The 13,539-nt window shown below is 69.9% G+C and carries 9 protein-coding genes; 5 read left to right on the top strand and 4 right to left on the bottom strand.

What is annotated here, in order from left to right; all coding sequences use genetic code 11:
* Positions 1 to 113 precede the first annotated feature (113 nt).
* Complete coding sequence (locus tag DJ018_RS02200; RefSeq protein ID WP_111513171.1) at positions 114 to 2,633, top strand: ATP-binding protein; 2,520 nt, start codon at positions 114 to 116, stop codon at positions 2,631 to 2,633.
* A gap of 66 nt (positions 2,634 to 2,699) precedes the next feature.
* Positions 2,700 to 4,310: a M20/M25/M40 family metallo-hydrolase gene (locus DJ018_RS02195; RefSeq protein WP_111513169.1), complete on the top strand. Its 1,611-nt coding sequence runs from the start codon at positions 2,700 to 2,702 to the stop codon at positions 4,308 to 4,310.
* On the opposite strand, the gene DJ018_RS02190 is transcribed toward DJ018_RS02195, so the two are convergent.
* Positions 4,307 to 5,185, bottom strand: coding sequence for an AraC family transcriptional regulator (locus tag DJ018_RS02190; RefSeq protein ID WP_111513168.1), 879 nt, complete (start codon positions 5,183 to 5,185; stop codon positions 4,307 to 4,309). The two genes, DJ018_RS02195 and DJ018_RS02190, sit on opposite strands and share 4 nt — an antisense overlap.
* Positions 5,186 to 5,327: 142 nt before the next feature.
* On the opposite strand from DJ018_RS02190, the gene DJ018_RS02185 reads away from it, so the two are divergent.
* Positions 5,328 to 6,203 carry an oxidoreductase gene (locus tag DJ018_RS02185; RefSeq protein WP_111513167.1) on the top strand — a complete coding sequence of 292 codons (876 nt, stop codon included), beginning with the start codon at positions 5,328 to 5,330 and terminating at the stop codon, positions 6,201 to 6,203.
* Here DJ018_RS02185 and DJ018_RS02180 read toward each other — a convergent pair.
* Both DJ018_RS02180 and DJ018_RS02175 read right to left on the bottom strand, forming a co-directional pair.
* Positions 6,200 to 7,324: an acyl-CoA dehydrogenase family protein gene (locus DJ018_RS02180; RefSeq protein ID WP_111513166.1), complete on the bottom strand. Its 1,125-nt coding sequence runs from the start codon at positions 7,322 to 7,324 to the stop codon at positions 6,200 to 6,202. The genes DJ018_RS02185 and DJ018_RS02180 overlap by 4 nt on opposite strands.
* A gap of 11 nt (positions 7,325 to 7,335) precedes the next feature.
* Positions 7,336 to 8,559, bottom strand: coding sequence for an acyl-CoA dehydrogenase family protein (locus DJ018_RS02175; RefSeq protein ID WP_111513165.1), 1,224 nt, complete (start codon positions 8,557 to 8,559; stop codon positions 7,336 to 7,338).
* Between the two features lie 148 nt (positions 8,560 to 8,707).
* Here DJ018_RS02175 and DJ018_RS02170 point away from each other — a divergent pair, with 148 nt between their 5' ends.
* Positions 8,708 to 10,384, top strand: coding sequence for a GNAT family N-acetyltransferase (locus DJ018_RS02170; protein WP_111513164.1), 1,677 nt, complete (start codon positions 8,708 to 8,710; stop codon positions 10,382 to 10,384).
* On the opposite strand, the gene DJ018_RS02165 is transcribed toward DJ018_RS02170, so the two are convergent.
* Positions 10,381 to 10,590, bottom strand: a complete 210-nt coding sequence (locus tag DJ018_RS02165) for a hypothetical protein (RefSeq protein WP_111513163.1) — start codon at positions 10,588 to 10,590, stop codon at positions 10,381 to 10,383. The two genes, DJ018_RS02170 and DJ018_RS02165, sit on opposite strands and share 4 nt — an antisense overlap.
* A 167-nt stretch (positions 10,591 to 10,757) precedes the next feature.
* Here DJ018_RS02165 and DJ018_RS02160 point away from each other — a divergent pair, with 167 nt between their 5' ends.
* Positions 10,758 to 13,508, top strand: a complete 2,751-nt coding sequence (locus tag DJ018_RS02160; protein ID WP_111513162.1) for an SEL1-like repeat protein — start codon at positions 10,758 to 10,760, stop codon at positions 13,506 to 13,508.
* Positions 13,509 to 13,539: the final 31 nt, after the last annotated feature.

Raw genomic sequence — 13,539 nt, 5'->3', positions numbered from 1 at the left:
TCGGCGGCTGATGCTCCTGTGGCTGACGATCGGCGATTCACATCGTTCGTAAACCGGTGGGCAACGCTAGGGCGCTAACGTTTGCGCTTCCTTTCCCCGGCGACGCCTTGTTGATGAAATCGCTCTCGCGCAGCTTTCTGATCAGCGTCGCCTTGATGTCGCTGGTGATGACGGCCTTCGGCACGGTCGCTGCCTTCGTGATCTTCCAGCGCGACCTCACTCACCGGCAAATCGGCTTCCTGCAGGACTATGTCCGTGAGCGAAGCGCCAACATCGACCGCCGCTTCTCCAATCTCACGGCCCTGCATCGCTCCGCCAATGCCGAGCTGCAGCGCCGCATGGACCACCTCCCCGATGCCGAAGTGGCTGCCTTGGCGGACGAGTACTTCCCGCTGCGGCCCGACGGGACTCGCCGCTCACGCCCGCAGTACTTCGACGGGACGATGCGTCATGGCGGCTACACCTATGGGGTCGGCGCCTTCATCGGCGAGGCGCAACACATCACGCCTCGAGACCTGAAGACCCTGGTCGCCGCCTTCGAGCTGGTGGGCGACTTCGGCCAGGCCGCGCGCGCCGAGTACGACAACTTCTATTTCTTCACCCCGCCGCTGGCCCGGCTGGTGATGTTCGGGCCCGATCGCCCCGACCGTCTGATGTTCTACCGGGAAACCGCGCCCGCCGACCTCAGCATCGCCGCTGAGGAGATGAGCTACATCACCAACCCGGTGTTCAACCCGCAGCGGGCGACCCGTTGCACCAAGCTGCAGCGCCTGCTGCAGGACAAGACCGGCGCGCGGCTGGCCACCGCCTGCCTGACGCCTGCCTTCCTTGACGGTCGCTACGTGGGCGCCTTCGGCTCCTCGATTGAGCTCACCGGCTTCTTCCTGAACGCGGTCAAGAACCCGCTGCCGGGCGCGGCCAGCCTGATCGTCACCAATCGGGGCGAGTTGATCGCCTATCCCGGCTTCACCACCCCGGGCCAAGCCTCGGAAAAGACCATCGCCGCCTACGAGCGGGGCATGGGCCTGAAGAAGATCGCCGCCGACATCGCCCAAAAGGGTCAAGCGGCCGGCGTGCTCACCAGCCCAGACAGTCGCCAGATTGTCGCCTATGGCCGGCTGTCCGGTCCCGACTGGTACCTGCTGATGACCTATCCGAAGGCCAAGGTCGCAGCCTCCGCCGCCCGCTCGGCCGTGTGGGTGCTGGTCGTCGGCGCGGCGGCCACCCTGCTGCAGACCTTGCTGGTCGTGTGGCTGGCTCGGCGCAAGCTCGTGCGGCCGATCTGGCGCCTCGCCAGCTCGTGTGAACCCGAGGCGTTCGGCGCCCGCGCCCGCCCCGACGTGGCCGACGTGGAGGACCGGGACGACGAGCTCGGCGTCCTCGCCCGGTCGCTGCGCAAGGAGCGAGAGGCCTCCGAAGCATTGCTCGCGTCCCTGGAGGATCGTGTGGCCGAGCGCACCGCTCAGCTGGAGCGCGCCACCGCCGAGAAGAGCCAGTTCCTGGCCAACATGAGCCACGAGCTCCGTACGCCTCTCAACGGCGTGATCGCCGTCTCCGAAAGCCTGGCGCGCGAGCAGTCGACACCTCGCGGCCGTGAACTTGCCGGCCTGATCGTGTCCTCCGGCCGGCTGCTGGAGCGGGTGATCAACGACATCCTGGATTTCTCCAAGATCGAGGCGGGCGAGATCCGGCTGGCCCGCGACGAGTTCGAGATCTCGCGCCTGGTGTCGAGCATCGCCGAACTGCACCGCGCGTCCGCCGAGGCCAAGGGCTTGGCCTTCTCCTGGACCGTTGCGCCCGCCGTCGACGGCCGCTTCGCCGGCGACACGGTGCGTCTGACCCAGGTGCTTTCGAACCTGCTCAGCAACGCCGTGAAGTTCACCGAAACCGGCGCGGTGCGGCTCGACGTGTCCGGCGAGGGCCGCGAGATCCGCTTTGTGGTCAGCGACACCGGCATCGGCTTCGACGCTGAGGTGAAGGCACGCCTGTTCCGCAGGTTCGAGCAGGCCGACACCTCCATCCGCCGCCGCTTCGGCGGCACGGGGCTGGGCCTAGCCATCAGCCGCTCCCTGGCCGAGATCATGGGCGGCCGGGTGGAGGCCGACTCCGCGCCGGGCCGCGGCTCTACCTTCACCGTCACCGTGCCGCTCGAACGCCTGGCGGACACGCCGGCCGCCGAACCCGAGGCCGCGCAGGAGCCCTTCGACATCTCCGGCCTGCGCGTCCTGCTCGCCGAGGATCATCCCACCAACCAAAAGGTCGTTCAGCTGGTGCTGGAGTCCGTGGGTGTCGTTCCGCTGATCGTCGACAACGGAGTGCTGGCGCTGGAAGCGCTCGCCGAACAGGCGTTCGATGTCGTGCTTATGGACATGCAGATGCCCGAACTCGACGGTCTTGAGGCCACTCGCCGCCTGCGCGCTCTTGAGGCCGCCCAGGGCCTGGCGCGCACGCCGGTGATCATGCTCACCGCCAACGCCCTGGACGAGCACATCCGCGCCGGCCGCGAGGCGGGGGCCGACTTCCACCTGGCCAAGCCGATCCGCGCCCAGGCCCTGATCGACCACATCCTGCTGGCCCTGGCCTCGACTGCCCGCCAGGAGGCAGACGCCGCCGCCCGGGGCTCCGCCGCCTAAGCCGCCCTTGTGTCCGGGTCCGTCAGCGGTGAAGCTGCCGCCGACGTCACTTCGGGAAAATGTTACATGAAGAGCCTGCTCCGCCTCGCCGCCGCCTGCGCCTGCGTGTCGATCGCCGCGCATGCGTCGGCCGCCGACCTTGGCGCCGTGAACCGGATCAACGACCAGGCCTTCAACCATTCCCAGGTGCTGCAGACCGCGGCCCACCTCACGGACGGCATCGGCGGGCGGCTCACCAACTCCCCCGCCATGCGCAAGGCCGAAGCCTGGACCCAGGGCAAGTTCCGCGAGTGGGGCCTGGCTCACGTCCACACCGAAGGCTTCGAGTTCGGCCGCGGCTGGTGGATCGAGAACAGCCGGGTGCGCATGACCGCCCCGCGCCCGATCGAGCTGCGCGCCATTCCCGTCGCCTGGACGCCCGCCACCAACGGCCCGCTAGCAGCCCCGGTGATCGTCGCCCCGATGTCCAGGGAACGCGACTTCGCCGAATGGCGCGGCAAGCTGGCCGGCAAGATCGTGCTGGTCACCTGGCCCGGCCCGCCCAAGGACGCCACCGAGCCCGCCTTCAAGCGCCAAACCGGCGAGGAGCTCACCCAGAACAGCGCCTACCGCCAGCCGGCCCACGATCCGGACGAGTTGGACCGCTACCTGGAGAACCGCGGCTTCGCCGCCAAGCTCGACGCCTTCCTCAAGGCGGAAGGGGCGCTCGCCTGGGGGCGGATGAGCTACCGCGAGGGCGGGCTGGTGCACGGCGCCGGCTACCTGCACCAGGTGGGCGCCACCGCCGCCCTGCCGGGCGTGGAGATCGCCGCCGAGGACTATCGCCGCCTGGCGCGCCTGGCCAAGCTCGGCCCCGTCACCCTGGAGATCGACTCCAAGGTCCACTTCGACGACAGCGACACCCGCGCCTACAACGTCTTCGCCGAGATCCCAGGCCGCGATCCCAAGGCCGGCTACGTCATGGCCGGCGCCCACCTCGACAGCTGGGTGGCCGCGGACGGCGCCACGGACAACGCCGCCGGCTCGGCGGTGGTCATGGAAGCGGCCCGCATCCTCAAGACCCTGGGCGTGAAGCCCAAGCGCACCATCCGCTTCGCCCTGTGGTCGGGGGAGGAGCAGGGCCTGCTGGGCTCGGCGGCCTATGTCGACCGCCACCTGGCCCGCCGCCCGCCGCATTCTGATCCCGCCAAGCGCGCCTGGACCCTGCCGGTGGTGACCCAGAGCACCTATCCCGTCACGCCCCTCCCGGGCTTCAAGGACATGGCCGGCTACTTCAACCTCGACAACGGCTCGGGCAAGATCCGCGGCGTCTACACCGAAGGCAACATGGCCGCCGCCCCGGTGCTCAAGGAGTGGCTGGCGCCCTACGCCACCCTGGGGGCCACCACCGTCTCGGCCCGGCCCACCGGCGGCACCGACCACGTCTACATGGCCCGCCTTGGCCTGCCGGCCTACCAGTTCATCCAGGACGGGCTCGACTACTCCTCGACCACCCACCACAGCAACGTGGACACCTACGACCACCTGCGGCCGGAAGATCTGAAGCAGGCTTCCGCCGTCATGGCCTGGATGCTGCTGCAGGCGGCCGACGCCGATGCGCCGCTGCCGTCCAACGTCCTGCCGACGGAGCCGGTCCCTGCCGATCCGTTCGCCTATCCCGACCCCAGCAAGCGCTAGGGCACCGCCTGCGGCTGGGGCGAGGCCCTCAGCCGCACCGCATCCCGGCCCGGCGGGGCGCCGAACAGGCGGGCGTATTCGCGGCTGAACTGGCTGGGGCTGTCGTAGCCCACGGCGAAGCCGACGCCCGCCACATCGCCCGGCTGGGACATCAGGCGGCTGCGCGCCTCCTGCAGCCGCAGCTGCTTCTGGTACTGCAGCGGGCTCATCGCCGTCACCGCCTTGAAGTGCCGGTGAAAGGACGCGAGGCTCATGCCGGCCAGGTTGGCCAGCGCCTCGACCCGCATCGCCTCGGCATAGTTTGCGCGCAGCCAGCGGATCGCCCGGTTCACCTGCGACAGCCGGCTTTCGGACAGGGCGATCTGGCGCACCATCGGCCCGCTCGGCCCCTGCAGCAGCCGCCACAGCACCTCGCGCGAGATCATCGGCGCCAGCACCGGGATGTCGGCCGGGCGTTCCAGCAGCCGAGTCAGCCGGACAAGCGCGTCCACCAGGTCCGGCTCGGCCCGGTGCACCTCCAGTCCCACCGGCCCGCTGTCCGGCGCCGGGGGAAGGTCCAGCAGCAGGTCGGCGATCCGCGCGGGGTCCAGGTCGAAGCTGATCGCGGCATAGGGCGCGTCCGTCACCTGCCCGGTGACCGGCAGATCCACCGATGCGGCGATGTAGTCGCCGGCCGCGTACCGATAGACCCGCTCGCCCAGCACCGTCCGTTTGGCGCCGGCCACGATCAGGCACATCAGCGGCCGATAGACGATCGAGCTCGGCTCCCCGGCCTCGGCGGCCAGATAGAGGCCAAGCCCGGGTACGGCCGTCTCGGTTGCGCCGTTCTCACCGTACCGGCGGACGAGACTGAGAAGTTCGTGCATTTGATCCATGGCGTATCCAGAGCTCGCACAGGCCAGGGCGGCAAGCGCTTCTCACCTGCATTGAGAGGATCGTGCAAGAGGCGGCCAGGATCCGGATACCGCCGCGAGGCCTGATCGGGGTTTCCTGAACCTCGCCAAACAGGAGGCCTACATGAGCAAGATCTGGTTCATCACCGGCGCCGCCCGCGGGCTCGGCGCACAGTTCGCAAAAGCGGCCCTTGCGGCCGGCGCCAAGGTCGTCGTCACCGCCCGCCGCCGCGAGGCCCTGGTGGAAGCGTTCGGCCCGGACGGCGACAACCTGCTGTCCCTGGCGTTGGACGTCACCCAGGAAGCCGAGGCCCAAGCCGCTGTCGACGCCGCCCTGGCCCGTTTCGGCCGCATCGACGTGCTGGTGAACAACGCCGGCTTCGGCAACCTCGGCCTCTTCGAGGAGACCACCGACGCCCAGGCGCGCGCCCAGTACGACACCAACGTCTTCGGGACCTACAACGTCACCCGCGCGGTGCTGCCGGCCATGCGCGCCCAGCGCTCGGGCCATGTGTTCAACATCTCCTCGGTCGGCGGCCTGCTGGGCGGGGAGGGCGGCTCCCTCTACTGCGCCACCAAGTTCGCCGTTGAGGGCTTCTCGGAGTCCATCGCCAAGGAAGTGGCGCCCTTCGGCATCCGGGTGACCGTCGTCGAGCCCGGCTTCTTCCGCACCGACTTCCTGGACAGCTCCTCGCTGCAGCTCGGCGCGCGCCAGATCGCCGACTACGCCGAACTGTCGGCGCGGATGAAAGCCTTCTGGGAGGGGCGCAACCACGCCCAGGCGGGCGACCCGGCCAAGCTCGCCAAGGTGCTCGTCCAACTGGCGGACAAGGCAAATCCGCCCCTGCGCTTCGCCGCCGGCACCGACGCCCTGGCGATGATCGAGGGCAAGATCATGAGCCTGAAGGCCGAGCTCGACCGCTTCCGCGATCTCTCGGCCTCCACCGACAGCGACGACGCCGTGCGGACCACGGCTGTGGCGGGAGCCGCCTGGCTCTAGAAGCCCTGCAGCCGGGCATAGCGGTCGCGGTGGAAAGCCTGTCCACCGAAGGCCGCTTCCGCCGCCCGGGCCCGCTTCAGGTACAGGCCGGCGTCGTGCTCGTCAGTCATGCCGATCCCGCCATGCATCTGGACCATCTCGTTGGACACCAGGTGGAAGGTCTCGCCGGCCCGGGTCTTGGCCAGGCTGACCAGCTCGGCCGCGTTAGGCGCCTGCGCGTCCAGCGCGGCCAGGGCCGCTTCGACGGCCGACCGCGCCAGCTCCAGTTCCACGTACATCTTCGCCGCCCGGTGCTGCAGCGCCTGGAAGGAGCCGATCACCTGTCCGAACTGCACCCGGGTCTTCAGGTAGTCCAGGGTGGTCTCGAACGCCTGCGAGGCGGAGCCCAGCATCTCGGCCGCCAGCAGCGCCCGCGCGCGGTCGAGCACCTGGTCCAGCAGGTCGAGACCGCCCGCCAGCGCTGCGTCCTGACGCACCTCGACGCCTTCGAAGCTGATGTTGGCTGCGCCCCGGCTGTCTGCCAGTTTCAGCGCCTGCCGCTTCAGCCCCGCTGCGTCTCCCGGCACAAGGAAGAGGGTGATCCCCGACGCCTCGCCCGGCTGGCCCGATGTCCGGGCCGCCACGACCAGCAGATCGGCGGCCATGCCGTCCAACACGAAGGTCTTCGCGCCGGTCAGCGTCCAACCCACGGCGGAGCGCTCAGCCTTCAGGGCGATCTTGCCGGGGGCATGATGCGGCCCCTCGTCCACCGCCAGGGCGCCGATCACCTCGCCGCCCGCCAGCTTCGGCAGCCACTCGGCCTTCTGGTCGTCCGTCCCGCCCAGGGTCAGGGCGGCGGCTGCGGCGGAGGTCGCCAGCAGCGGGGAGGCGGCCAGGGTACGGCCCATCTCCTCCAGGACCAGGCCCAGCGACAGCCAGCCGAACTCGGAGCCGCCGTGCGCCTCCGGTATCACCACGCCGGCCCAGCCCATCTGGCCCATCTCGCGCCAGGCGGCGGGATCGAACCCTAGCCCCGCGCCGTCGCCCCGCAGCTTGCGCAGCGCGCCGACGGGGCTCTGCTCCTGCACCCAGCTTTTCGCCGCATCCCGCAGCATCGACTGTTCTTCGCTCAGCACGGCCATGGCTCAGGACCTCACTTCGGGTCGGGCAGGCCAAGCACGCGCTTGGCGATGACGTTCAGGTTCACTTCCGAGGTGCCGCCCTCGATGGAGTTGCCCTTGGATCGCAGCCAGCCGCGGGTGGCCCGCAGCTCGTCGGGCGAGAAGCCCTCGCCGCTCCAGCCCAGGCCCTGGCTTCCCATGGCCTCGACCATCAGTTCGCTGCGTTCCTGGGCGAAGCTCGCGGCTGCGTACTTGACGATGGAGGTCACGGCCGACGGCCCGTTCGACGCCTTCTGCTCAGCGGCGATGCGCGCCATGGTTAGTTGCAGGGCGTGCACGTCCATCTTGTTGCGGGTGATCCGCGCCCGCAGGTCGGCGTCCTCCAGCCGGCCCTCTTCGTCGGTCCCGACATAGTCCTTGGCGACCTGCGCCAGATCGCCAGCCACGCCGCCCGCGCCGCCGCCCGCCCCAAAGCCGCCGGAGATGTTCTGCCGCTCGTACTGCAGCAGGCGCTTGGCGATGTCCCAGCCGCCGTTCACGCGGCCCACCAGGTTGTTCTTGGGGACCAGGACGTCGTTGAAGAAGGTCTCGCAGAACGGGCTCTCGCCGCTGATCAGGCGGATCGGCCGCGTCTCCACGCCGGGGCTCGACATGTCGATCAGCACGAAGCTGATGCCCTCGTGCTTCTTGGACGTGTCCGTCCGCACCAGGCAGAAGCACCAGTCCGCCTTGTCGGCATAGCTGGTCCAGACCTTCTGGCCGTTGATCTTCCAGTGCTCCCCGGCGTCCTCGCAGCGCGTCTGCAACGAGGCGAGGTCGGAGCCGGCCCCCGGCTCGGAATAGCCCTGGCACCAGCGGATCTCGCCCCGCACGATCTTCGGCAGGTGTTCGCGCTTCTGCTCTTCGCTGGCGTATTCCAGCAGCACGGGCCCCAGCATCCAGACCCCGAACGAGGCGAGGGGAACGCGATAGCCGCCGGCCGCCAGCTCCTTTTCGATGATCCGCGCCTGTTCGCGGGAAAGACCTGCCCCGCCGTACTCCTTGGGCCAGCTCGGCGCGGTCCACCCGCGCTCGGCCACCCGGCGCATCCAGACGATCTGCGGATCGTCGGAGCCTTCGAACCTGCGTCCGCCCCAGATCGCCTCCGGATCGGTCGGGGCGCCGCCGTCACGCAGTTCCGGTGGATAGTTGGCGGCCAGCCACTCGCGCACTTCGGTGCGGAAGGCGTCGAGGTCGGAGGCTCCGAAATCGGCCATGGCGCTGCTCCAGCTGTTCGAGGCCGGCAGCTTATCGCCCGACCTCTGGCCGGCAAGCAAAATCAAACATCCGTTTGACGCTCACGTCGCGGAGGCGGTCGCGGCAAATCGGCTATAAGGCCCTCCCGTCCACTGGAGCCGAGCGCGGATGCGACTCTGGAGAGATCTCAGGCCTGCTTTCCTGGCCGCTGCACCTTTGACTGCGGCGGCCCTGACGCTGGCTGCGGGGATCATGCTGCTGGCCTCCGGCGCCACGCCTTCGGTTCCGATGCGCTTCGTGCGCCTGATCGAGATCACGCCCGTCTACCTGATCGAGGTCAGCCACTTCCTGTCCAGCGTGATGGGCCTGGCTCTGGTGATGCTGGCTTTCGGCCTTCGATCTCGCCTGGACGCCGCCTGGACCGCCACCATGTGCGCCCTGCTGATCGCCGCCCCACTGGCTCTGCTGAAGGGCATCGTGTGGGAGGAAACGGCGATCCTGGTGGCGCTGGCCGCCGTGCTCGCCCCCTTTCGGGCCGCCTTCCCGCGCAAGGCGCGCCTGTCGCGGATGGAGGTTACGCCCGGCTGGCTGTTCTCCGCCTTCTGCGCCGTACTGGGCGTGGGCCTGCTCGGCCTCTGGTCATTCACCCATGCCGACTACGGCGATCGGCCCTGGTGGCGGGTCATGGCCGACGACGACGCCGCCCGCGCCATGCGCGCCTGGGCCGGTGCAGCCATCGCCCTGTTCGCTTTCGGCATCTGGCGTCTGTTCGCTTCCGCCGCCACGCCGCCTGTCGTGGGCGAGGAAGATCCGCAGTTCGCCCGCATCCGCGCCGTGCTGGCCAAGGCCGAAGTCGCGGAGTCCAGCTCCAACCTCGCCCTGCTGGGCGACAAGCGTTTCCTGTTCTCCAGCTCCGGCGACAGCTTCCTGATGTTCGGCGTCCGCGGCCGCACCTGGATTGCGCTGGGCGCCCCTGTTGGGCGGCGGGACGAGCGGCTGGAGCTGCTTTGGCGTTTCCGCGAACTGGCCGACGCCCATGCCGCGCGGCCGGGTATCTATGGCCTCACGGCCGACGATCTGCCGGAGGTGGTGGAGCTCGGCTTCTCGCTTCAGAAGGTTGGTGAAAGCGCGGCCGTGCCGCTGGAAACCTTCTCCATCGATGGGCGCAAGCGCGGCAACCTTCGCCGCGCCTGGCGCAAGGCGGCGGAGGAGGGCGCCACCTTCGAGATCCTGCAGGGCCCGGCCGTCGAGGCCTTGATGCCCGAGCTGCAGGCCATTTCCGACCAGTGGCTCGACCACCACGCCGGCGGCGAGAAGGGCTTCACCATGGGTGGATTCTGGCCGCGCTATGTGGCCGAGTTTCCCGTCGCCCTGGTTCGCCAGGAAGGGGTTCCGGTGGCCTTCGCCACCCTTTGGACGACCGCCGCCAAGTCCACCTTCTCGATGGACCTGATGCGCTACTCGGACGCCGCGCCCAAGAACATCATGGACTACCTCTTCGTGGAGCTGATCGCCTGGGGGCGGGAGCAGGGCTACGAAGCTTTCGAGTTCGGCATGGCGCCGCTCGCTGGCCTTGAGGACCGGCCGCTCGCCCCCATCATGTCCCGGGTCGGCCGCCTGCTCTTCGAGCGGGGGGAGGAGATCTACAACTTCCAGGGCGTGCGCCGGTACAAGGACAAATACGACCCCGTCTGGCAGCCCCGCTACATCGCCGCCCCGCACAAGTGGGCGATCCCGATCCTGATGGCCGATGTCGGCCTGCTGTCCTCCGGCGGGATGGCTGGCCTCGCCAAGCGGCCGAAGAAGTCCGAGGCGGCCGCCCCCGAGCTGCCGAAGGCCGCCTAGCGGCCCTGGCCGGTCGTGAAGCCCAGCAGGTTCACCAGATGGACCACCATCATCAGCAGGACCGCCACCGTGGTCACCATGATGAAGCGCCAGGGCACCAGGCGTGGGCCCTTGTGCGGATTGGGCGGGCGCGCGCCCATCCACCCTGCGCCCACGGCCAGCGCGAGCAGGGCGGCGCAGATCGCGGATGTCACGAAAAGGTCCATCTGCGGCGCCGTATCGCAGGCTTAGGCTCCGCCGGGAAGAGATCGCCTGCGGGCGGGGCGGAACATCCACAGGACAGAGGGCTCAGACCCTACATCTTGCGTTAACGTCGCGTTTACACCCCCAGGAATCGATGAGTACCCTTCGGAAAGTTCAGGAGAACGATTCGATGAGCGCGGGGGCGCCGTGGAGCGTCAAGGGGATCGATCCCAAGGCTCGAGAGGTCGCAAAGGACCTCGCTCGGCGCTCTGGCATGACTCTGGGCGAATGGCTCAACCGGGTCATCCTGGAAGATGATATGCCGGAGGAAGTGTCCTCCGAGGCGGCCATGCCTGATCGTCCCCAACGTAGTTTCGCCGAGCCTCGGCTGGTCAGCGGCGCGCCCGTCGCGGCGCGTCCCGACGATTTCTCCCGGGTGGCCTATGCGCTGGATCGGCTGACTGACCGGATCGAAGCGTCCGAGACCCGCACGGGCCTGGCCATCTCCGGCGTCGAGCATTCCGTCCGTCAGGCTGTCGCCCGCATCGAGGCGGCCGAGCGCGAGCATGTGGCCGTGGCCACGCGCTTTGAGACCGCTGTCGATCGCGTCGGCTCCGAGCAGGCGCGCATGGAAGAGCGCCTGCGCCGTATGGAGGCCGAGCCGGCAGGACCGCGTTCCGCCGAGGCCCTGCGCGTCCTCGAACAGTCCGTCACCCGTGTCGCCAACCACGTCTACGATGGCGATGCGCGCACGCGGGAAGCCCTGACCGCGCTGGAAAGCCGCCTGCAGCGCGCCGAGCAGGCCGATCCCGCCGCCCTGATCGAGCAGGTCGTCAGCCGGCTGGGCGCTCGCCTGGCCGATGCTGAAGCCCGGACCGCCGACGCCCTGCAGGGCCTGCGCGGCTCGCTGGCCGCGCTCGACGCCCGCGTCGGCACGGTGGAAGGCGCGGGTCCCACCGCCGCCGAGCAACGTCTGCAGGCTCTGGCTGACACCCTAAGCGGTCAGGTCGAACAGGCGCGGCAGGAAATCGCTCGCCGCCTCCAGTCGACCTCCGCCGGCCGGGTGGACGAACGGTTCGCCGAGCTGGCCGCTCAGGTCGCCGCCGCCGAGCAGCGCTCGGCCCAGGCCATCCAGCGCATGGGCCATGAAGTGCTGACCATGGCCGAGGCGGTGAACCGTCGCCTCCAGACCTCGGAAGAGCGCAGCGCCGAAGCCATCGCCCAGGTGGGCGGCGAGATGGCACGCATCGCCGGCGCCGTGGAACAGCGGCTCGGCCGCGCCGAGCAGGTGCAGGCCGAAGCGCTGGAGCGTCTGGGCGGCGAGATCGGCAAGATCACCGAGCGCCTCACCGAGCGGATGATCGCTTCCGAGCGCCGCGCGGCCCAGGCCATCGACGACGTGGGCGAGCAGGTCGCCCGGGTCACCGAGCGGATCGAACAGCGTAACGAACGCGCTTCCGACGACCTCGCCGTGCGTATCCGTGAAAGCGAGGAGCGCACCGCCCGCCTGCTGGAAGAGACCCGCGACCGCCTCGAGCAGCGCTTGGCCGAAGCGGGTCAGAGCCGCGCCGAGCCGCCGCCTGCGCCCTCGGCCGCCGCCTTCGGTCCGGACCTCTTCTCCCGCGCCGAACCGGCCGATGACGACGAGGATCTCCCGCCGCCGGTCATGGAGCGTCCGAGCTTCCGCGAGGAGCCGGAAAGCCATGGCTTCGCGCCCATCCCAGAGCCGGAAGAGGACCTGTTCGGCCTCGACCAGCCCGAGCCGCCGGCCCGTGCGGAAGATCCGCGTCCGCTCTCCACCCGCGAGGTGATCGAGCAGGCGCGCGCCGCCGCCCGCGCCGCTACGCCGGCCGAGCGTCCGGAACGCCTGCAGGCGCGCGCCAAGGCCACCTGGCGCACCACGGGCAAGACCCAACCGGGCATGTTCGGCGGCCTCAAGCCCCGCGCGCCTAACACCACCCTTCAGACCGCCCTCATGGTGGCTGGCGTCGCCGCCTTCATGACCGTGGGCGCGGCCGGCGTGATGCTGATCGAAGGCCCGCCGGAGTCCGGTCCCTCGCTGGACCAGCTGGCCAACGGCTCGATCCACTCGGCTCCGCGCGCCGCCGTCGCCCTGACGCCGACCCCCATGGGCCCCATGAGCCCGCAGCCGGGCGAGAACGCCGCCCTTCCGGAAGCCCGTCGCGCGCCCGTCGGCGCGCCGCAGGCCGCCTCCGACGCCTTCGTGGAAAGCTTCCTCAAGGCGGTTCAGGGTCTCGACGCCGGCCAGCCTGGCTCCCTGGCCAAGATCAAGGCCCTGGCCGACGCTGGCCACGCGCCGGCCCAAACCTACCTCGGCCAGCTCTACGAGGGCGGCGACCACGGCGTCGTCCAGAACCTGACCGAAGCCCGCCGGTGGTACCAGCGCGCCGCCCAGGCCGGCGACACCAAGGGCATGTACAACCTCGGCCTGCTCTACTACCGCGGCCTTGGCGGCCCGCAGGACCTGCCCGGCGCCGTCAGCTGGTTCCGCAAGGCGGCCGACCGCGGCGTGGTCAACGCCCAGTACAATCTCGGCCTGATCTATCAGTCGGCCAGCGGCGTCCCGCTGGACTACCCCGAGGCCTACAAGTGGTTCTCCATCGCCGCCGCCAGCGGCGACGTGGCCGCCCGCGAAAGCGCGCTGGCCCTGGAGAAGAAGCTCACCCCGGCGCAGATCGCCGCGGCCGAGTCCCTGGCAGGCCGGTTCGGCAATGCCGGCGCGGCACGGACCTCCACCCGCACGGTGGCCCAGGCCCAGCGCATCCTCGGCCGGCTCGGGTACTACAAGGGTCCGGCTGACGGCGCGGCCAACGACAAGCTGAAGCTTGCAGTCGCCGCTTATCAGCGCGATCAGGGTCTGGCCGCCACGGGCGCGCTCGATCCGTCGACCGTTTCGCGGCTCTCCGTCTTCACGCGTTGACCGGCGTCCGCGCCGGCGGCGCCTTCAAGAG

The sequence above is a fragment of the Phenylobacterium deserti genome (assembly GCF_003254705.1).
Taxonomy (GTDB): domain Bacteria; phylum Pseudomonadota; class Alphaproteobacteria; order Caulobacterales; family Caulobacteraceae; genus Phenylobacterium; species Phenylobacterium deserti.
The sequence above is the reverse complement of the archived record's forward strand: the minus strand, read 5'-3'. Positions and strand labels throughout refer to the sequence as shown.